Origin of the sequence: Pseudomonas endophytica, from assembly GCF_001411475.1 — a bacterium.
Lineage (GTDB): Bacteria > Pseudomonadota > Gammaproteobacteria > Pseudomonadales > Pseudomonadaceae > Aquipseudomonas > Aquipseudomonas endophytica.
This window is the reverse complement of sequence record NZ_LLWH01000217.1, coordinates 1-20,712: the sequence shown is the minus strand read 5'-3', so window position 1 is coordinate 20,712 and position 20,712 is coordinate 1. Positions and strand designations below refer to the sequence as shown.

Annotated in this window: 18 protein-coding genes and 1 pseudogene; 11 read left to right on the top strand and 8 right to left on the bottom strand. The window is 55.1% G+C overall.

The window, feature by feature from the left end; translation table 11 throughout:
- Positions 1–133: pseudogene (locus AQS70_RS20575) on the bottom strand (RNA polymerase sigma factor); the annotation flags it as partial.
- Positions 134–261: 128 nt separating this feature from the next.
- Positions 262–1,287 carry a DUF4917 family protein gene (locus AQS70_RS20570; RefSeq protein WP_055104582.1) on the bottom strand — a complete coding sequence of 342 codons (1,026 nt, stop codon included), beginning with the start codon at positions 1,285–1,287 and terminating at the stop codon, positions 262–264.
- Between the two features lie 147 nt (positions 1,288–1,434).
- On the opposite strand from AQS70_RS20570, the gene yiaY reads away from it, so the two are divergent.
- The gene (gene yiaY, locus AQS70_RS20565) at positions 1,435–2,583 is read left to right on the top strand and encodes an L-threonine dehydrogenase (RefSeq protein WP_055104581.1); all 1,149 of its coding nucleotides are present in this window, start codon (positions 1,435–1,437) and stop codon (positions 2,581–2,583) included.
- Positions 2,584–2,711: 128 nt separating this feature from the next.
- Here the strand turns inward: yiaY and AQS70_RS20560 are convergent, their stop codons facing one another.
- Complete coding sequence (locus AQS70_RS20560; RefSeq protein ID WP_055104580.1) at positions 2,712–4,235, bottom strand: fumarate hydratase; 1,524 nt, start codon at positions 4,233–4,235, stop codon at positions 2,712–2,714.
- 304 nt (positions 4,236–4,539) lie between these two features.
- Between AQS70_RS20560 and AQS70_RS20555 the strand changes: the two genes are divergently transcribed.
- On the top strand, positions 4,540–5,478 hold the full coding sequence (locus AQS70_RS20555) for an iron-sulfur-binding ferredoxin reductase (protein WP_055104579.1): 939 nt from the start codon (positions 4,540–4,542) through the stop codon (positions 5,476–5,478).
- Positions 5,479–5,614: 136 nt separating this feature from the next.
- Here AQS70_RS20555 and pyk read toward each other — a convergent pair whose 3' ends face one another.
- Complete coding sequence (pyk, locus tag AQS70_RS20550; RefSeq protein WP_055104578.1) at positions 5,615–7,066, bottom strand: pyruvate kinase; 1,452 nt, start codon at positions 7,064–7,066, stop codon at positions 5,615–5,617.
- A gap of 154 nt (positions 7,067–7,220) precedes the next feature.
- Here pyk and AQS70_RS20545 point away from each other — a divergent pair, with 154 nt between their 5' ends.
- From AQS70_RS20545 to sbcB, 3 genes are all read left to right on the top strand, one after another.
- A complete protein-coding gene (locus AQS70_RS20545; protein ID WP_055104577.1) occupies positions 7,221–7,595 on the top strand; it encodes a tetratricopeptide repeat protein in 375 nt (124 codons plus the stop codon).
- Positions 7,596–7,694: 99 nt separating this feature from the next.
- Positions 7,695–8,054 carry a PilZ domain-containing protein gene (locus AQS70_RS20540; RefSeq protein WP_055104576.1) on the top strand — a complete coding sequence of 120 codons (360 nt, stop codon included), beginning with the start codon at positions 7,695–7,697 and terminating at the stop codon, positions 8,052–8,054.
- A gap of 93 nt (positions 8,055–8,147) precedes the next feature.
- Positions 8,148–9,596: an exodeoxyribonuclease I gene (gene sbcB / locus AQS70_RS20535; protein WP_055104575.1), complete on the top strand. Its 1,449-nt coding sequence runs from the start codon at positions 8,148–8,150 to the stop codon at positions 9,594–9,596.
- Positions 9,597–9,679: 83 nt separating this feature from the next.
- Here the strand turns inward: sbcB and mvaT are convergent, their stop codons facing one another.
- Positions 9,680–10,057, bottom strand: coding sequence for a histone-like nucleoid-structuring protein MvaT (gene mvaT, locus AQS70_RS20530; protein ID WP_055104574.1), 378 nt, complete (start codon positions 10,055–10,057; stop codon positions 9,680–9,682).
- A gap of 348 nt (positions 10,058–10,405) precedes the next feature.
- Here mvaT and purU point away from each other — a divergent pair, with 348 nt between their 5' ends.
- The 3 genes from purU to AQS70_RS20515 all read left to right on the top strand — a co-directional run bounded on the left by purU (position 10,406) and on the right by AQS70_RS20515 (position 13,272).
- A complete protein-coding gene (purU, locus tag AQS70_RS20525; RefSeq protein WP_055104573.1) occupies positions 10,406–11,254 on the top strand; it encodes a formyltetrahydrofolate deformylase in 849 nt (282 codons plus the stop codon).
- A gap of 90 nt (positions 11,255–11,344) precedes the next feature.
- Positions 11,345–11,536, top strand: coding sequence for a hypothetical protein (locus AQS70_RS20520; RefSeq protein ID WP_055104572.1), 192 nt, complete (start codon positions 11,345–11,347; stop codon positions 11,534–11,536).
- A gap of 257 nt (positions 11,537–11,793) precedes the next feature.
- Positions 11,794–13,272: a helicase HerA-like domain-containing protein gene (locus AQS70_RS20515; protein ID WP_055104571.1), complete on the top strand. Its 1,479-nt coding sequence runs from the start codon at positions 11,794–11,796 to the stop codon at positions 13,270–13,272.
- A gap of 52 nt (positions 13,273–13,324) precedes the next feature.
- On the opposite strand, the gene AQS70_RS20510 is transcribed toward AQS70_RS20515, so the two are convergent.
- Positions 13,325–13,780: a DUF721 domain-containing protein gene (locus tag AQS70_RS20510; protein WP_055104570.1), complete on the bottom strand. Its 456-nt coding sequence runs from the start codon at positions 13,778–13,780 to the stop codon at positions 13,325–13,327.
- A 307-nt stretch (positions 13,781–14,087) separates the two neighbouring features.
- On the opposite strand from AQS70_RS20510, the gene secA reads away from it, so the two are divergent.
- The 3 genes from secA (at position 14,088) to AQS70_RS20495 (ending at position 19,248) form a co-directional block, all read left to right on the top strand.
- Positions 14,088–16,841, top strand: a complete 2,754-nt coding sequence (secA, locus tag AQS70_RS20505; protein WP_055104569.1) for a preprotein translocase subunit SecA — start codon at positions 14,088–14,090, stop codon at positions 16,839–16,841.
- Between the two features lie 114 nt (positions 16,842–16,955).
- A complete protein-coding gene (gene argJ / locus AQS70_RS20500) occupies positions 16,956–18,173 on the top strand; it encodes a bifunctional glutamate N-acetyltransferase/amino-acid acetyltransferase ArgJ (RefSeq protein ID WP_055104568.1) in 1,218 nt (405 codons plus the stop codon).
- Between the two features lie 130 nt (positions 18,174–18,303).
- A complete protein-coding gene (locus tag AQS70_RS20495; RefSeq protein ID WP_055104567.1) occupies positions 18,304–19,248 on the top strand; it encodes a Nudix family hydrolase in 945 nt (314 codons plus the stop codon).
- A gap of 113 nt (positions 19,249–19,361) precedes the next feature.
- On the opposite strand, the gene AQS70_RS20490 is transcribed toward AQS70_RS20495, so the two are convergent.
- Both AQS70_RS20490 and AQS70_RS20485 read right to left on the bottom strand, forming a co-directional pair.
- Positions 19,362–19,943, bottom strand: coding sequence for a cob(I)yrinic acid a,c-diamide adenosyltransferase (locus tag AQS70_RS20490; RefSeq protein ID WP_055104566.1), 582 nt, complete (start codon positions 19,941–19,943; stop codon positions 19,362–19,364).
- Between the two features lie 2 nt (positions 19,944–19,945).
- Positions 19,946–20,712 (bottom strand): sensor histidine kinase (locus AQS70_RS20485; RefSeq protein ID WP_162233917.1); only part of this gene is annotated, 767 nt, incomplete at its 5' end.

Genomic DNA, 20,712 nt, shown 5'->3' with positions numbered 1-20,712 from the left:
GCGTGAACACGTCTTGAGTCATGTCGGCGGCATCGCTGGCGTTGTCGGTACGCTTGCGCAGGAAATGCAGAATTTGCGTATAGAACTCGCGAAAGGATTCGGCCGTCAGCGGGTCGGGTTTAAAGCGAGACATGAAGATCCTTATAGGAGCAACGATGCTAATAATTCGCGGATGGTATCGAGAATTATTGCTATTTGTCTCGTTTTATTAAGGCTGTCTTTGAATCCGTCGGCGCGAGCCTGCCTACAAGGAGTTGCTGTTTAAACCTCCACCGGCACTGAATGGCGGGAATCACCCAAAGGGTGAGTTTTGGCGTTATAGAAGCGCAATGTCAGCTTTTTGTCGGCAAATAGCGCCGAGTAATGGTTTTTCTGGAAGCGGATAAACGCTTCGCTGCGGGGGTAAATCGAGATGCACAGGGTTTTCAAAGGCGCTTGGCGCAGGGCAGTGATCAGGTGTTGGTCTTGCTCACTCAAGCTGTGACCAAAAATGCACAACGTGTCTTTGTGGTTCATCAGTTGGGCGTGGCAAAAGCTCAGGTAATCCGAGTAGCGAATGGATTTTCGCTTGTCATCAGCGCTGCTTTCGCTGACAAACAGCGGCACATCATCTAACGCGCTGATCGAATGATTCACCGCAAAGCTGCTGAGTAACGTGGCTGGGTTGGCGTTGATTTTGCGTGCCTTGCCTTCCTGGTTTTTCACCAAGTGCATCGCGCCGTGCAGGTACAGCACCCGAGTTGCTTTGCTTTTACCCTGTGCGCTGTCCAGTTCAAAGGTGGCCTGTGGGCTATCGAACAAATCATTGAACTGTTTCGGGGCTTGCATCACCGCCCAAGGGGTGAGCAGGTCGTAGTTGGAGCAGTACACCGTGGCGTATCGGGCCAGTTCTTGTTGCCAGCAGCTCAAGGTTGCGGGCTGCATCAGGCGCCAAGGGATGTGCACATCTTGGGTGCAGTTGATCAGCGCTTCTTTAATTGCGTAGTAACGTTTGCGCGGCGAGGCCGAATTGATCGCCAAGGCTTTGTTGACCTTGCTCGCGGTTTTTAACGCGCTGAGTACGTGCTCGAAATTACGCGTGCCCAACGCTTCAAACACGCTGAGCTCAGTTTGGCTCAGGGGCTTTTCGGTGACGCTTTTGGCTTTTTCGAACAGCGAGTCGTAATAAAAGTCATGCCACACGGCCATGCTCGCACCATTACCCAGCAGCAGCCCGCTGCAGGGTGTGCTGGCGCTGAGCGTGTTCCAGTCTTCTAGTTCGGCATCAAATTCCTGGAAGGGAGTCATGTCTGATTGTGTCTCGATACAGGGAGCGGTGCGGGACTTTATCACGCCCAAGTATTGAGCCAGATCAATAAAGGGCACATTTGATTGGAGGAAGCTAGTGAGACTGACCAACCCGTGTCGCGGGTAGTGCCCGCTAAGAGAGCTCCCATGACCAGCACCTTTTTTATCCCTGCAGTGAACATTATGGGCAATGGCTGCCTGGACGAAGCCATGACGGCGATTCGTAACTACGGGTTTCGCAAGGCTTTGATCGTGACGGACGCAGGGTTGGCCAAGGCAGGCGTGGCGGCGCTGATTGCTGAAAAACTCGCATTGCAGGACGTTGAATCAGTGATTTTTGACGGTGCTAAACCGAATCCGAGCATTGCCAACGTAGAAGCCGGTTTAGCTGTACTCAAGCAGCATCACTGTGATTTTGTCGTGTCGTTGGGCGGTGGTTCACCCCATGACTGTGCCAAAGGCATTGCGCTGTGCGCCACTAACGGCGGGCATATCCGTGACTACGAAGGTGTCGATCAGTCGACTAAACCGCAGTTGCCGCTGGTGTCTATCAACACCACGGCCGGTACAGCCAGTGAAATGACGCGGTTTTGCATCATTACCGATGAAGAGCGCCACGTAAAAATGGCCATTGTTGACCGTAACGTCACGCCGCTGCTGTCGGTCAATGACCCGGAACTGATGGTCGCCATGCCAAAAAGTCTGACAGCCGCCACCGGCATGGACGCACTGACTCACGCGATTGAAGCTTATGTGTCGATCGCGGCAAACCCGATTACCGATGCCTGTGCAATTAAGGCCATGGAGTTGATCAGTCAAAACCTACGTCAGGCGGTGCGTGACGGGAGTGATCGGGTTGCGCGGGAGAATATGGCCTATGCCCAGTTCTTGGCGGGCATGGCGTTTAACAACGCTTCCTTGGGGTTTGTGCATGCCATGGCGCACCAATTGGGCGGCTTTTACGACCTGCCGCACGGGGTGTGCAATGCGGTGTTGCTGCCGCATGTGCAAACGTTCAACGCGAGTGTGTGTGCGAGCCGGCTAACAGACGTTGCGCACGCGCTGGGCGCTGATGTGCGCGGATTGAGCCCGGAAGAGGGCGCACAGGCAGCCATTGCCGCGATTCGGACCTTGGCCAAAGAGGTTGAAATTCCGGCGGGCCTGCGCGACTTGGGGGCAAAACTGGATGACATTCCGATGTTGGCAACCAACGCACTTAAAGATGCGTGTGGCTTTACCAACCCGCGTAAAGCGGATCAAGGGCAGATCGAAGAGATCTTCCGTAGCGCGTTCTAAGTGCAGGCGCGATGGCTGCGAAGATCAAAAGATCGCAGCCTGCGGCAGCTCCTACGGGTGTTGAATGGTGCGTATACAAAAACGGCCGGGTGATTAACCCGGCCGTTTTTGTGTCTGGCTTAAAAGTGCTACTGCACTTCTACCGCCAAGCTGTCGTGGATCTTCTGTTGCCAGATTGCCGGGCCGGTGATGTGCACCGACTCGCCTTTGCTGTCAACAGCCACAGTGACAGGCATGTCTTTAACGTCGAACTCGTAGATGGCTTCCATGCCCAGTTCGGCAAACGCCACTACGCGCGATTTTTTGATCGCTTGGGCTACCAAGTAGGCAGCACCGCCAACGGCCATCAGGTACACGGCTTTGTGTTCTTTGATCGCTTCGATGGCAGTCGGGCCACGCTCGGATTTACCGATCATACCCAGCAAACCGGTTTGATCGAGGATCTGGCGGGTGAATTTGTCCATCCGCGTCGCGGTTGTCGGGCCCGCAGGGCCAACCACTTCGTCGCCTACCGGGTCAACCGGGCCAACGTAGTAGATGAAGCGGCCTTTGAGGTCAACAGGCAAGGTTTCGCCTTTGTTGAGCATTTCGACCATGCGCTTGTGCGCCGCGTCACGACCGGTGAGCATTTTGCCGTTGAGCAAAACAGTCTCGCCCGGTTTCCAGCTTTGTACGTCTTCGGGGGTGAGGGTGTCGAGGTTGACACGGCGGGCCGATGGGCCGGCTTCCCAGACGATTTCTGGGTAGGCGTCGAGCGGTGGTGCTTGCAGCTCCGCAGGGCCGGAACCGTCGAGCACGAAGTGCGCGTGGCGGGTGGCTGCGCAGTTCGGGATCATGCACACCGGCAACGAAGCGGCGTGGGTCGGGTAGTCCATGATTTTAACGTCGAGTACGGTCGTCAAACCGCCCAGGCCCTGAGCGCCGATGCCCAGTTGGTTGACCTTCTCGAACAGCTCGATGCGCATTTCTTCGATACGGTTGGACGGGCCGCGCTTGATCAGGTCGTGAATGTCGATGGAATCCATCAACACTTCTTTGGCCATGACCGCGGCTTTTTCAGCGGTGCCGCCGATACCGATACCCAGCATGCCTGGCGGGCACCAGCCAGCGCCCATGGTCGGAACGGTCTTGAGTACCCAGTCAACGATCGAGTCGGACGGGTTGAGCATGGCCATTTTCGACTTGTTCTCAGAACCGCCGCCCTTGGCTGCCACGTCCACTTCTACGGTGTTACCCGGCACGATGGAGTAGTGGATAACGGCTGGGGTGTTGTCTTTGGTGTTGCGGCGCGCACCGGCTGGGTCGGCCAAGATGGAAGCACGCAGCACGTTTTCTGGCAGGTTGTAAGCGCGACGCACGCCTTCGTTGATCATGTCGTCCAGGCTCATGGTGGCGCCGGTCCAGCGCACATCCATACCCACGCGTACAAACACGGTGACGATGCCGGTGTCCTGGCAAATCGGGCGGTGGCCAGTGGCACACATGCGCGAGTTGATCAGGATTTGCGCCATCGAGTCACGGGCCGCTGGCGACTCTTCGCGCAGATAGGCTTCGTGCATGGCCTGAATGAAGTCAACGGGGTGGTAGTAAGAAATGAATTGCAGGGCGTCAGCAACGCTCTGAATCAGGTCGTCTTGCTTGATCACGGTCATGGTCGCGCTCCTCTATAAGACGGGAACATTCAATCAAAAAGGTGTTTGCGACCTTGATGCTTCGGTCTGTCGTAAACAACTTGAGAGATGTACCGGGCACGCATGACCGGTACAAAAAAGGCGCGGCAGTATAACCCGTGCCTGTGTTTGATACACCTGAACGGGCAAAACTTGTAGTCGCTGGCGAAGGCTGCGATAAGAGCCGCAGTACCTTCGCTTTTCAAGGTGCCTGAACTCAGAGTTGCTCCAAGAGACTCGCAGTGCAGTAGTGTCTATAAGACCAATTACCCTCAGGAGGCCAGAAGTGCCCGATTTACACGTCGCTGACAAACGTTGGTCAGTGGCTGACGGCAGCAATTTGCTAGATGCCTTGAACCAGGCTGGCGTGTCTGTGCCTTACAGTTGTCGGGCGGGCAGTTGCCATGCCTGTTTGGTGCGCTGTGTGCAGGGTGAGCCGGTTGACCTCAAGCCTCATGCGCTGGCCCTTGCGCAGCGTGAGCAAGGCTGGCGCTTAGCGTGCCAGTGCCAGGTGAGCGAAGACTTACAGATCGAAACCTTTGACCCCAAGCGCGATGGCATGCCTGCTGACGTGGCGGCGCTTGATTGGCTCAGCCCGACGGTGTTGCGCTTGCGATTAGAGCCCCGGCGCCCAGTGCGTTACCGGGCGGGGCAGCATCTGGTGTTATGGACGCCCGGCGGTATCGCGCGGCCTTACTCATTGGCCAGCCTGCCGGAAGAAGACCGCTTTTTAGAGTTCCATCTCGACTGTGCCCATCCCGGCGAGTTCGCCGATGCTGCGCGGCAGCTCAACGTGGGGGATCTGCTGCGCTTGGGGGAGCTGCGCGGTGGGGCGCTACGCTATGACAGCGACTGGCAGGACCAACCGTTATGGTTACTGGGCGCGGGGACAGGGTTAGGGCCGTTGTATGGCGTGCTGCGTGAAGCTTTGCGCCAAGATCATCAAGGGCCGATTCGACTGATTCATGTGGTGCGCGATGACAGTGAGTTTTACCTCAGGGCTGAGTTACAGGCTCTGGCGGCGGAGCATTCTAACCTGACACTTGAGTGTGTTTTGCGCAGCCAGTTGGCGGATTATCTGCCACTGATGCGGGTGGTTGCGCGTCAGACTCACGCCTTGGTCTGTGGCCACCCGGACACGGTTGAGGCGTTTGCCAAGCGCTTATTTTTGGCCGGACTCTCGCGCAATCAACTGCTGGCCGATGCGTTTTTAACCCGTAGCTAATCAAAAAAACGGTAGATGCTGCCAAGCCATCGCAGCCTCATTCTTCTTCAGCGCTTACAAGCAATGCTGCGACCCGCCATGAAAAAAGCCCCGTCTGATCACTCAGGCGGGGCTTTGGGTGTGGGCCGTTTAGGGCTTAAACCATTTTGTCGCCGACATGCAGAATCTTCATGCCGTTGGTGCCACCGATGGTGTGGTAGCTGTCGCCCTTGGTCAGGATGACCCAGTCGCCTTTTTCTACGACGCCACGCTTGAGCAGTTCGTCGATAGCGGCTTGGCTGACTTGCTCTGGCGGCAGTGAAGCCGGGTCGAACGGTACGGTATAAACGCCACGGAACATCGCCGCACGGGCTTGGGTTTCGCGGTGCGGGGAGAACGCGTAGATCGGCACCGAAGAGCGAATGCGCGACATGATCAACGGTGTGTAACCGCTCTCAGTCAGGGCGATGATCGCTTTAACGCCAGGGAAGTGGTTGGCGGTGTACATGGCCGCCAGTGCAATGCTCTGATCGCAGCTCTCGAAGGTCTTGCCGATCCGGTGGCTGGAGGTTTTGCTGGTTGGGTGCTTTTCAGCGCCGAGGCAGATACGCGCCATGGCCTGCACGGCTTCCAGTGGGTAAGCACCGGCAGCACTTTCAGCCGACAGCATCACCGCGTCGGTGTAGTCGAGAACGGCGTTGGCAACGTCGGACACTTCGGCACGCGTTGGCATCGGGTTTTGGATCATCGACTCCATCATCTGGGTCGCAACGATCACCGCTTTGTTGTGACGACGAGCATGCAGAATGATCTTCTTCTGAATACCGACCAACTCAGCGTCGCCGATTTCCACACCCAGGTCGCCACGGGCAACCATGACCGCGTCACTGGCTTTGATCAGGGCGTCGAGGGTTTCGTCGTCAGCCACGGCTTCAGCGCGTTCAATTTTTGCGACCAACCAAGCAGTACCACCGGCTTCGTCGCGCAGTTGACGGGCGTATTCCATGTCAGCGGCGTCACGCGGGAACGACACGGCGAGGTAGTCGACTTGCATTTCGGCTGCCAGCTTGATGTCAGCCTTGTCTTTTTCAGTCAGCGCAGGTGCAGTCAAGCCACCACCGCGGCGGTTGATGCCTTTGTGGTCTGACAGCGGGCCGCCGATCAACACAACGCAGTGCAGGGCGTCTGCGGTTGCGGTTTCAACGCGCATCACGACGCGACCATCATCGAGCAGCAGTTCGTCACCCACGCCGCAATCTTTGACCAGATCCGGGTAATCAATCCCGACAACTTCTTGAGTACCTTCGGTCAGCGGGTGGCTAGTGGAGAAGGTGAAGCGATCACCGATTTTCAGCTCGATGCGTTTGTTGGCGAATTTGGCGATACGGATTTTCGGGCCTTGCAGGTCACCCAGCAACGCGACGAAACGGCCGTGCTTGGCGGCGATGTCACGCACTAGCTTGGCGCGAGCCTTGTGCTCATCGGGAGTGCCGTGGGAAAAGTTCAGACGGGCGACGTCCAGGCCAGCGAGGATAAGCTGTTCAAGCATCTGCGGTGAATTGCTAGCAGGGCCAAGTGTGGCAACGATTTTAGTTCGACGAACGGACATGCAAAGACTCCTGAGTTCAAGCGCTGCCAAAGGCTACTATGGTCTTTGGCTGTAGTCATTGTTCCTCTGCACTACTTTCGACTTAAGTTGTGGTGCACAGGATGTGAAGAATTTACCAAAGGGGTCGATACACTCTTGAGAACAGGAGATGCCTATGCGTGTTTTGCTTATTTTAGTGTTGGTCAGCAGTGTCGCTGGCTGTACCCGTTGGTCGATGAACCACCATTTGAACAACGCTTACCGTGCCTATGATCGCGGGAACTGTGAAACGGTGATGCTTGAGTTGTCCGAGGTTGATCGTGACAGCCGCAGCCGTCCTTATATCTGGCCGCAAACGGCAATGTTGCGCGGGTTGTGTTTGGAGCGGACAAAGTTTTATCTTGATGCCGCACAGACCTATCAATACATCATTAATGAGTTCCCGAAGAGCGAATATGCTTACCGGGCCAAGGCTCGGATCGAGACCCTGCAGATTCTTAAGTTCATCCCCGGTCCTGGCACGGCTCAAGCGTTACCCGCGCGGCTGTAGTCGTTGTGCATGAGGCCCAAGCATCTCAGTGCCCGGTTGTCAGCGCTTCGGTGAGTGACTATACGGGCAGTTAACCCGAGCCTGACCAGTGAATCCAACATGCAGACTGAGCGTCGCATCCAGCGTCATGAATTAACGTCTTTCTTAACCGTCTTTAACCGTTTTACCGACAAGCCTATGGGTTCGTTGGGCGCTCTATCTGAGGGCGGTTTAGTGCTGATAAGCCCGCTGCCTCTGTTGGTAGAGGCCGACTTTCAACTTCGGATCAAATTGCCCGGTGCCGATGGGCAACGGCAGTTGATTGACCTTGCCGCTCGATGCCTGTGGTGCCGTGAAGATGTCACGCCGACTTGCTATGACGCCGGTTTTGTTTTGTATCAGCCGCCTGCGCAGTACTTGACGCTGATCAACGACTTGCACCATTACTTCAGCTTTCACCCTTTGCAAGCTTCAGCCTGATCAATTGGCGCAGAAGACAGAAGGCGATTGCGTGCTGGTCTTGCTTGGCTTTGAACGCCTAGACTGAGGAGGAATACTGCTCAGGAACACCCCGTGACCTCTATTTTTTGGTACGACTACGAAACCACCGGCATTAACCCGCGCAGCGACCGAGCTGTGCAAGTGGCGGGTATCCGCACGGATTACGAGCTCAATGAGATAGACGCGCCGCTCAATCTGTACTGCCTGCCCAGCGACGATATTCTTGCGCACCCCATTGCCTGCTTAGTGACCGGTATTACGCCGAGCATTCTTGAGGACAAAGGTCTGGATGAGGCCGAGTTTATGACGCGTACCCACGCGCAACTCGCGCTGCCGGGTACGTGTGGCGCGGGCTACAACTCGCTGCGTTTTGACGATGAGGTTACGCGCTACAGCCTCTATCGAAACTTCTTTGATCCTTACGCGCGCGAATGGCAAGGCGGTAACAGTCGTTGGGATCTAATTGATGTTGTACGTACGGCATATGCACTACGGCCTGAAGGCATTGTCTGGCCGCAAGAGGAGGGCCGGGTAACGCTCAAGCTTGAGCGTTTAACGGCCGCCAACGGCATTGATCACGGTCAGGCGCATGACGCTCTGTCTGATGTGCGAGCAACAATTGCGCTGGCACGTTTGATTCGTGAAAAACAACCAAAACTTTATGAGTGGTTGTTTCAGTTGCGAACTAAACAACGGGTGCTGGATCAAGTTCGTTTGTTGCAGCCGCTGCTGCATATTTCGGGTCGTTTCTCTGCGGCACGGCATTATGCCGGGGTTGTATTGCCGTTGGGCTGGCACCCGAAAAACCGTAATGCGTTGATTGTGTATGACCTGCACTTTGATCCGCAGGTTTTATTGGACATGGACGCGCAAGCACTGCGGGCGCTGCTTTATACACGGCGCGAAGAGTTACCAGAGGGGCAAGCGCCGATAGCGCTTAAGCTGATTCACATTAATCGTTGCCCAGTCGTCGCACCATTAACGGTAGTGCGCGCTCAGGATCAACAACGTTTGCAGTTGGACATGGCTGTATATCAGGCGCGCGCCCAGGTGCTGATGGATACACAAGGAGTTTGGAAGCAGAAGTTAAATGTTATTTATGCCCACGAAGACTTCATTCCCAGCGAGGATCCTGAGCAGCAATTGTATGACGGTTTTCTCGGTGATCGTGATCGTCGATTGTGCGAGCAAGTGCGCTTAAGTGATCCGCAACAGTTAGCCAAAGATGAGTGGCCGTTTGATGATGAACGGTTACCTGAATTATTGTTCCGTTACCGCGCCCGAAACTTTCCAGCCACCTTGACTGAACAAGAGCAACAGCGCTGGCAGCAGTTTTGCCAACAGCGTTTGACCGATCCTGCTTTCGGTGCGCCTTTAACCCTGAGCCAGTTCAATGAGGCTGCACAAAGCCTGTCTCGCAGCGCAACGCCTACCGAACTAAGGCTGCTGGACGAGTGGCAGCATTATGCAAACGGCTTGAGTCAGCGATTGGGGGTTGTGGCTAAAACTGACGATCCTTAATAAAGGTCGGCCCATAAAAAAAACGCCAGCAAGCTGGCGTTTTTTTATAGGTGTTGCTGAACACTTGGTGTGTTCGCAATCACTTAGCCCAGCAAAGTTGCCCAGCCTTCAACCTCGTCGCTGCCCCACTTAGCTTTCCACTCTTTCAGAGTTTTGTGGTTGCCGCCTTTGGTTTCAATCACTTCGCCGTTGTGCGGGTTTTTGTATTGTTTAACCTTACGGGCACGTTTGGTGCCGGTAGTTTTAACAACACCGCGCGGTGCTTTGGTTGCTTTGGACTCTGGGTCCAGCAGGGCGATGATGTCGCGCAGCGACTTTTGGTATTCGCCCATCAGGGTGCGCAGTTTGCCTTCAAATTCCAGCTCGGTTTGAAGTTTGTCGTCTTCGGACAGGTTCTTCAGGCGGGCTTGCAGTTCTTTGATGGCTTCTTCTGTTGCGCGGTATTCGTTGATCAAGGACATGAGGCTTACCTTATGCTGAAGTGATGTCAGGGAGACAGTGGCGCAATAATAGTCAGAGAGTTACAGCAAGTAAATATCCAATGTCAGATTAATTTAAAATTTTATTCATTAACTTTTGTCGGTGTTCAATATGTGGCCTGTTAAATAGGCTTGATACCTTGGCTAAATCAAAGTCATTAATAAAGAGTATCAATGGGGCGATCAATTCTATGAAAGCCGCGGTGCTGTTGGTGTCGACGCTTTTACGGTACGGCCCCGTGGTGCCGTCAATAAGGCTCAACGAATACTGTAGTTTTGCTGCGTACTCGCTAGAATGGCGGCCTTTGTAAAGTTTTGGAGTTTACCCACATGCGCACTTTTCGGTTGGTGATTGCGTGCCCCGACGGCGTCGGCATTGTTGCCAAGGTCAGTAATTTCCTAGCCTCCCACAATGGCTGGATCACTGAAGCGAGCCACCACTCGGATGATCAAAGCGGTTGGTTCTTTATGCGTCACGAAATTCGTGCCGACTCTTTGCCATTTGGGCTGGAGGCTTTTCGTGAAGCATTTGCCCCGATCGCTGAAGAGTTTTCGATGGTCTGGCGCATTAACGATACTGCGCAAAAAAAACGCGTTGTCTTGATGGCCAGCCGTGAATCTCATTGTTTGGCAGATTTGCTGCACCGCTGGCACAGCGATGAGCTTGATTGCGATATTTCTTGTGTAATCTCGAACCACAACGACTTACGCAGCATGGTCGAGTGGCACGGCATTCCGTTTTATCACGTACCGGTTGATCCTAAAGATAAGCAGCCAGCGTTTGCCGAAGTCTCGCGCTTGGTCAAGCACCACCAGGCTGAAGTCGTGGTATTGGCGCGCTACATGCAGATTCTGCCGCCAGATTTGTGCAGCGAATATGCGGGCCAAGTCATTAATATCCACCACAGCTTCTTGCCGTCTTTTGTGGGGGCCAAGCCTTACCATCAAGCCTCCATGCGCGGCGTGAAGCTAATTGGTGCAACGTGCCACTACGTTACTGAAGAGCTGGATGCCGGCCCGATTATTGAGCAAGACGTGGTGCGTGTCAGCCATAGCGACAGCATTGAAGACATGGTGCGTTTCGGCCGTGATGTCGAAAAGATGGTGCTGGCCCGTGGCCTGCGTTATCACCTCGAAGATCGCGTCTTGGTGCACGGTAATAAAACAGTCGTGTTCTAGTTGCAGTTGGCGCAGGCTGCGAAGGGGGCAAAGTCTCTTGGTTTCAGCTCCCTACCTCCTCGCAGCCCGCAGCGGTAAGAGAGGAACAGCGTGACGGATCCACTCCAAAAGGCCACCTCAAGCGCCCCAGCAACGCTGGGCGAAGGCTGCTTGAGTCGTTATGACCCAGAGGCACTCAGCCCCGAAGATGGAACGGACTTTCCTGACGCCGCCAAGCTCTGGGAAGCATTACAGCAAGACGCTGAAGCCGACCCTCATCTTTCGCCGCCTCGGCGGCTTTAGGCACTGTGCGAAATGTATCTGCGCTTGGTTAAGCGGTGTTGAAAAAGGCTCGCCTAACCTTCGCTCGAAAGCATTGCTTCCAGCCCCTAAATCATCCCCTATTGAGAACACATCGTCCGGCGTGCTTGGTTTGGCGCAGCGTTTCTGGCTGCTCGAGATCCATGGATGGGTTTTCTTAGGCTAAATCAGTCATTTTCTGGTCTAGCATTAAGGAATGCATCGGCGCGGTCCGCGAACGGTTAATCAAAGGTAGCAACATGCCAGACTCCTCAACGCTTATTCTTGGTGCTGATCTTGCGGGGCAGCCAATCGCGCAATCTTTACGCTTGGCAAATCGCCATGGTTTGGTGGCGGGCGCCACAGGTACAGGTAAAACTGTGACTCTGCAAAGGCTGGCTGAGCAGTTTAGTGATGCGGGGGTTGCTGTCTTTGTCGCCGATATTAAGGGCGATTTATGCGGGCTGGGCGCAGCAGGTCAGCCACAGGGAAAAATTGCAGAGCGCATTGCCAGCATGCCGTGGCTTAACTTCCAGCCTAAGGCTTACCCCGTGACGTTGTGGGATATACACGGCAAAACAGGTCATCCGCTTCGAACAACCTTGAGCGAGATGGGACCGTTATTGCTGGGCAGCTTGCTTGAGCTGACCGACAGTCAACAGTCCGCGTTGTACGCGGCCTTTAAAGTAGCTGATCGCGAAGGCTTATTGCTGCTGGACCTAAAAGACCTCAAAGCATTGCTTGGGCATTTACGTGACAACCCGCAGGTGTTGGGCGAAGACGCGGCCTTGATGACCACAGGCTCCAGTCAGGCGCTATTACGACGCTTGGCAATCCTGGAGCAGCAGGGTGCAGAGGCGTTGTTTGGTGAGCCAGCGCTGCAGCTCGAAGATTTGTTACAGCCCGCCAGCGATGGTCGCGGGCGAATCCATTTGTTAGACGCCAGCCGTTTGGTACACGAAGCGCCTAAAGTGTATGCGACCTTTTTGTTATGGCTGCTGGCTGAGCTTTTTGAGCAATTACCGGAGCGCGGTGATGCCGATAAACCGTTGCTGGCGCTATTTTTTGATGAGGCCCATTTATTGTTTGCGGACACGCCTAAGGCTCTGCAGGATCGTTTGGAGCAAGTGGTTCGGTTGATCCGCTCCAAAGGTGTAGGCGTGTATTTTGTAACTCAGTCGCCGGCCGATTTACCTGACACGGTTCTCGCACAATTGGGCTTACGCATCCAGCACGGGTTGCGAGCGTTTACCGCCAAAGAGCAAAAATCTTTGAAGGCAGTGGCTGATGGGTTTCGTCCGAATCCGGCCTTTAATTCGCTGGCGGTTCTGACAGAGTTAGGCACAGGAGAAGCGTTAGTTGGGAGGCTGGAAGAAAAAGGCACACCTGCGATGGTTCAGCGCGTACTCATTGCACCGCCGCAGTCGCGAATAGGGCCGTTGAGCGAGGTAGAACGGGCGGCGTTAATTGCCAGTTCGCCGTTGCAGGGGCGCTATGACAAGCCGATTGATCGTGAATCGGCTTACGAAGTTCTTCAAACCCGCAAAGGGCAAGCCCCTGTTGATCAAGCACCAGTAGCGCCCGATGAGCCAGGCTTGTTTGATCAGGCTGGGGAGTTTTTGGGGACGGCAACAGGTAAAGCGTTGCAATCCATGGCGCGCCAAGTGGCTAGCCAAATGGGGCGTCAATTAGTGCGTGGGCTATTGGGCTCGTTGTTAGGCGGCAGCAAGCGCAAATAATGCCTGCGATAAACTTCAAGCGAGCGTGCTTGCGAACGTTGGATCTTTACCTTCAAGCCTTAGGCTTGGCATGGCTCGCTAGCCGCTCAAGCGCCGCACGTAACGCCGGGTCGCTGATGCCTTCGGCCGTCGCTTGAATGGTTTGCCCGGCATCCTCAGACAGGTCAAGCGTGTGCCCATTAACTTTGGTCAGTACGGTCGGTGGCTGCACTTTAAACAGGATGCGGGTCAGGCTGGCGAATTCATCAAACGCCTGCAATTGGCGCTGCAAGCGTTTTTGCTGATAGCGCAGGCGTGTGGCCCAATGGCCATCAGTTACGACCAATAGCAAACTGCCTTCGCGCCATGAAGCGACGTGGCAATGTTCGCGTGCGGCCGGTTGGAGCTGGCTTTCAAGTAGGCGTTGTAGATGAGCAAGACGTTTGGCATGGCCGAAAATAGCTTTTAGGGGCTTGGCCTCGCGGAGCAGAACAGCGGGTGCCCGTGCTGGATGTGGGCGAAATGCCATGATCAAACACCTGAGAAAACTGAGCGGCCATCGTAGCAGAAACCACGATTTCGCTCGACACAGACCTTAAACGATTAAGTTTAATTGCAAAATCAATGGGTAACTTCTGCATCCCATGGGTTGAAGTTCCGCAAAAAGGCCTTATTTTAGTCAGGCCCCGTCACAACGCTGTACCAGTATCGTGGAATAACGCCACTTTCCTCACCGCCGTTTCCGGGTAGAATGCTCGTTCGCATGCGGCCATCAGGGCTGCTCGGGCGACTCTCGGGGCCGCCCTCCATCCCTATGTGTGGAAGATCCTGCCGATATGTTTGCGCCTTTGTTAAAGAAACTTTTTGGAAGCAAGAACGAGCGCGAAGTAAAACGCATGCTCAAGACGGTACAGGTCGTTAATGCCTTCGAAGAGCAAATGGTTGCTCTGAGTGATGAGCAATTGCGCGCCAAGACCGAAGAGTTCAAGGCCCGCATAGCTAAAGGTGAGACCCTCGATCAATTGCTGCCTGAAGCCTTCGCGGTCTGCCGTGAAGCCGGTAAGCGCGTTATGGGTATGCGCCACTTCGACGTTCAGTTGATCGGTGGCATGACCTTGCACGAAGGCAAGATCGCAGAAATGCGTACCGGTGAAGGTAAAACGCTGGTAGCAACCCTGGGTGTTTACCTCAATGCGCTGTCTGGTAAAGGCGTGCATGTGGTGACGGTCAACGACTACTTGGCTCGCCGTGATGCCAACTGGATGCGTCCGCTCTACGAGTTTCTGGGGCTAACGATCGGCGTGGTTTCGCCGTTTCAGCCACCTCAAGAAAAGCGTGAAGCCTACGCCGCAGACATCACTTACGGGACTAACAACGAGTTTGGCTTCGATTACCTGCGCGACAACATGGCTTTCAGCATGGAAGAAAAATTCCAGCGTGAGCTTAACTTCGCTGTAATCGACGAAGTCGACTCCATCCTAATCGACGAAGCGCGTACGCCTTTGATCATCTCGGGTCAGGCCGAAGACAGTTCTCGTCTGTACACCGAAATTGACAAGCTGATTCCGCGCCTTGAACAGCACGTTGAAGAAGTTGAAGGCCAAGTTACAAAGGCTGGTCACTTCACCATCGACGAGAAGACGCGTCAGGTTGAGCTGAACGAGTCCGGTCACCAGTTCGTTGAAGACATGCTGACCCAAGTCGGTTTGCTGGCCGAAGGTGAAAGCCTGTACTCGGCGCATAACTTGGGGCTTTTGACCCACGTGTACGCTGCATTGCGCGCGCACAAACTGTTCAATCGCAATGTCGAGTACATCGTCGAAGACGGTCAGGTATTGCTGGTTGACGAACATACTGGCCGGACCATGCCGGGTCGTCGTCTGTCTGAAGGCTTGCACCAAGCGATTGAAGCGAAAGAGCGCCTGAACATTCAGGCAGAGAGCCAGACCTTGGCTTCGACTACTTTCCAGAACTACTTCCGGTTGTACAACAAACTGTCTGGCATGACCGGTACTGCCGACACCGAAGCTTTCGAGTTCCACCAGATCTATGGTCTGTCGGTGATGGTTATCCCGCCGAACAAACCGTTGGCGCGTAAAGACTTCAACGACCTGGTGTTCCTGACTGCGGACGAGAAGTACGCGGCGATCGTGGCTGACATCAAAGACTGCATGACCAAAGGTCGTCCAGTGCTGGTGGGTACCGCGACCATCGAGACCTCCGAGCACATGTCTAACCTGCTTAATCAGGAAGGTATCGAGCACAAGGTTCTGAACGCCAAGTTCCACGAAAAAGAAGCTGAAATTATTGCGCAGGCTGGTCGTCCCGGTGCACTGACCATTGCCACCAACATGGCCGGTCGTGGTACCGATATCTTGCTGGGCGGTAACTGGGAAGTGGAGGTCGCCTCCCTTGAGAACCCGACGCCTGAGCAAACTGCTCAAATCAAAGCCGACTGGCAAAAACGCCACCAGCAAGTGCTGGAGTCGGGTGGTCTACATGTGATTGCTTCCGAGCGTCATGAGTCGCGCCGCATCGACAACCAGTTGCGTGGTCGTGCAGGTCGTCAGGGCGATACCGGTTCTAGCCGTTTCTACCTGTCGCTGGAAGACAGCTTGATGCGTATCTTCGCTTCTGATCGAGTGAAGAACTTCATGAAAGCGTTGGGTATGCAGTCTGGCGAAGCGATTGAGCACCGCATGGTGACTAACGCTATCGAAAAGGCTCAGCGCAAGGTCGAAGGCCGCAACTTTGACATTCGTAAGCAATTGCTGGAGTTCGATGATGTTAACAACGAACAACGCAAAGTGATTTATCACATGCGTAACACGTTGCTGGCGGCTGAAAACATTGGCGAAACCATTGCGGACTTCCGCAGAGACGTCCTCGATAGCACGATCAACGCTCATATCCCGCCTCAGTCGTTGCCTGAACAGTGGGATGTTGCAGGTCTGGAAGCGGCCATCGAAGGCGGCTTTGGTGTGAAGTTGCCGATCCAGCAGTGGCTCGATGAAGACGATCACCTGTACGAAGAAACCCTGCGTGAGAAGCTGCTGAACGAGCTGTTGGCGTCGTACAACGAAAAAGAAGAGCAAGCGAGTGCGCAAGCCCTGCGTACCTTCGAGAAGCAAATTGTGCTGCGTGTTCTGGATGACCTGTGGAAAGACCACTTGTCGACCATGGACCACTTGCGCCACGGTATCCACTTGCGCGGTTATGCGCAGAAGAACCCTAAGCAAGAGTACAAGCGCGAGTCTTACAACTTGTTCTCCGAGCTGCTTGATTCGATCAAGCGTGATTCGATCCGCGTACTGTCCCATGTACAGGTACGTCGCGAAGACCCGGTTGAAGAAGAAGCCCGTCTGCGCCGTGAAGCTGAAGAGCTGGCTTCACGTATGCAGTTCCAGCATGCCGAAGCCCCCGGCCTTGATCAGCCTGATGCCATGGCCCAAGTGCTTGAAGGGGCTGATGTAGCCGACGTGGTTCCTGCGACTGAGCCGGTACGTAATGACCAGAAACTAGGCCGCAACGAGCTGTGCTACTGTGGCTCGGGCAAGAAATACAAGCACTGTCACGGGCAAATTAACTAAAGCCCGCTTCATCTGCTGAAACACCTGCGCCGCGACCGGCATTAGCCGTCGCGGCGTTTTACCATTGAATTCCCGCCCATTGGCGGAACTGTCATCTCTATTTAGGAGCGCGTCATGGCTGTTGGTCTTGGTCCTTTGCCTACTTTGCACCCGGTGGCCGGTTTTGAACTGGGCATCGCTTCAGCCGGTATCAAGCGTCCTGGGCGTAAGGACGTCGTGGTCATGCGCTGTGCTGAAGGCTCAACCGTCGCTGGCGTATTTACCTTGAATGCTTTTTGTGCGGCGCCCGTTATTTTGGCCAAGCAGCGCGTTCAAGGCGCTGTGCGCTACCTGTTGACCAATACCGGCAATGCTAACGCTGGGACGGGGGAGCCGGGCCTCGTTGCCGCGACCCGTACCTGCGCCAAATTAGCCGAGTTGACTGGGGTTGATGCCAGCGCTGTGCTGCCGTATTCCACCGGTGTAATTGGTGAGCCGCTGCCGGTCGAGAAAATCGAAGGCGCATTGCAAGCCGCGTTGGACGATCTGTCGGAACACCATTGGGCTGAAGCAGCCACCGGCATCATGACCACTGATACGTTGCCTAAAGGGGCTAGCCGTCAGTTTGTACACGATGGCGTGACCGTTACTGTGACGGGTATCAGCAAGGGTGCTGGCATGATTCGTCCGAACATGGCCACCATGCTGGGCTACATCGCGACCGACGCTAACGTTTCGCGCGACGTGCTGCAAAATCTGTTGCTCGACGGTGCTAACAAGTCGTTTAACCGCATCACCATTGATGGCGACACATCGACCAACGATTGCTGCATGTTGATTGCCACGGGTAAAGCCAACTTGCCAGCAATCACCGAAGCCAGCGGCCCGCTGTTCGCGGCCTTGAAGCAGGCCGTGTTTGAGGTGTGCATGGACGTCGCTCAAGCCATCGTGCGTGATGGTGAAGGCGCAACTAAGTTTGTGACGGTTGAAGTCAATGGCGGTGGTAATCACCAAGAATGCCTTGATGTGGGATATACCGTGGCTCACTCGCCACTGATCAAGACCGCGCTGTTTGCGTCTGATCCGAACTGGGGCCGTATTTTGGCGGCCGTGGGGCGTGCCGGGGTGCCGGATCTGGATGTGAGCAAGATCGACGTATTCCTAGGCGAAGTGTGCATCGCCAGCGGTGGCGCGCGCGCGATCACTTATACCGAAGAGCAAGGTTCAGCCGTTATGGCTCGTGAAGAAATCACGATTCGTATCGAACTGGGTCGTGGCAAGGCTAGCGAAACCATCTGGACTACCGACTTGTCCCACGAGTACGTGAAAATTAACGCCGAGTACCGTACGTAAGTAAGGATCTGCGGGCGCTTGCTTGGAGTTCGCGCCCGCTGCCCGTCTAAGGGCAAACTTAGCATGAGGCCATGTAGTGATGAGCGGTGTTTAAAGCCTGGCAACAGGCCGGATGAGAGGAAGTACACAGGTGAAACGAATTCATGTGGCTGCGGCCGTTATCCGGGGCGAGGGCGGCAAAGTGCTGATTGCACGTCGCGCTGATACTCAGCATCAAGGCGGACTCTGGGAGTTTCCTGGTGGCAAGGTCGAGGCGGGGGAGTCGGTCGAAGCTGCGTTGAGTCGTGAACTGCACGAAGAGCTGGGCATCGTCGTGAGCGCTGCTCGTCCGTTGATCAAGGTTCAACATGATTACCCGGACAAACACGTGTTGCTGGATGTGTGGGAAGTGTACGCGTTTACCGGCGAACCCCATGGCGCAGAAGGTCAGCCCTTGGTTTGGGTGTCTTCGCGAGATTTGGCGAGTTATGAGTTTCCAGCGGCGAATCAGTCGATTGTTGCCGCGGCGCGTTTACCCGATCAATACCTGATTACGCCAGACGGGCTGGAAGCGCCAGAGCTGTTACGTGGGTTGCAAAAGGCAATTGCTGGCGGCATTAAACTGGTTTCATTGCGTGCCCCAAATGGTTATGACCCCAAATACCGCGATCTAGCGGTTGATGCGGCCGGGTTGTGCGCAGGCAAGGCGCAACTGATGCTCAAAGGCCCGCTGGAATGGTTGGGTGATTTTCCGTCGGCGGGTTGGCATCTGACGGCTGCGCAATTGCGCAAGTACTCAGCAAAAGGTCGACCACTGCCCAAAGAACGTTGGTTGGCCGCCTCGTGCCATAACGCCGAAGAACTGGCGTTGGCTGAGCAGATGGACGTAGATTTTGTGACCTTGTCACCTGTGCAACCAACTCAGACCCACCCCGACACACAGCCTTTGGGCTGGGAGCAGGCGCAGCAGTTGATCGCTAACTTCGGCAAACCAGTGTTCTTGCTGGGAGGGCTGGGGCCGGATGAACGCCAGCAAGCGTGGGCTGTCGGAGCGCAGGGCGTTGCCGGAATTCGCGCGTTCTGGCCCCAAGATTAATGATGTAGGCGCTGTCGAGGAGCGACGACTGCGATCTTGATCCCTAAAATCGCAGCCTGCGGGCAGATCCTGCGGGCAGTCAGCACAGCAGTCGTACATCCAATATGGCCGACTTACCTCTCGGGTTTGGCTGCTGCCTGCCACAAGATTTCGGCGACGCCTTGGCGTTTAGCAATCAGGCGGGCGGCGACGAACAACAAATCTGAGAGTCGGTTGATATACGCCAACCCCGCACCTGCTAAGGGTTCAAGAGCATTGAGTTGCTGGCAGCGGCGTTCTGCACTGCGGGCCAAGCTGCGACACACATGCGCTTGTGCAATCAAGGTCGAACCGCCCGGAAGGATGAAGTTTTCCAGTGGGCCCACCTCTTCATTCCAGCGGTCAATCGCTGCCTCAAGTCGCTCGATCTCAGCAATGTTGAGTGCCTGATAAATCGGCATGGCCAATTCACCGCCCAAGTCGAAGAGTCGGTGCTGGCAAGGTTCAAGCACTTCAATTATGTCGATTAGCCCTGGGCATTCGCTACGGTGCGCGTTGAGTCCGGCCAAGAGCAGCCCCAACTGACTGTTGAGCGTATCGACGTCACCGATAGCTTCTACCCGCGGGTGGTCTTTGGGCACGCGTCGTCCGTCGCCAAGGCCGGTTTCACCTTTATCGCCGGTACGGGTGTAGATCTTTGATAAGCGAAAGCCCATGTTTATAGTTCCACCGTGGTTGATTCGTGAGACGGCAACAGATTGCCAGCCAGCGGTAGACGTAAGGTAAAGCACGTACCTTGGCCTAACGTGGAGTGCACTTCCATTTGCCCTTTGTGATTATTCGTGACGATGAAGTAAGACACCGACAGGCCGAGCCCGGTGCCTTGGCCGACTTCTTTGGTGGTGAAAAACGGTTCAAAAATGCGTTTGCGCACCTGCTCCGGCATACCGACGCCGTTGTCCTCGACTTGGATTTGCGCCCAAGGTGGGTTGAGTTTAGTGCGCAAGGTAATACGTCCGGGTTCGGTGCTGTTAGCGGGGCGCTGATGAATGGCTTGCGCTGCGTTTTTTAGTAAATTCAGCAGCACTTGTTCCAGCTCGTTGGGGATGCCAGGGACAGGGCCGAGTTGCGGATCGAACTGGCGAACAATGTCGTGGCCTTTGAAGTCAAAACCCAAAGCGAGGTCAAAGTCATTGCTGGCAATGTCCACGGCCTGATTAATCAGGGCTGACAAATCGCAGGGGCTCATTTGCCGGTTGCTGCGGCGACTGAAGCTAAGCATGTGGGTCACGATCTTGGCTGCCCGGGCGCCTGCTTGCTGTATGCCGTCCAGTAACTGCGGCACCTCTCGGGCTTGAAGGTAGTGACTGATGGCGTCCAGTGTGATGCCAGCTTGTTCTGCAACCTCAACGTTTTTAGGGAGTTCACTGGACAAGCGCCGACGAATATTTTGCACGTTGTGCAGGATCGCCCCTAAGGGATTAT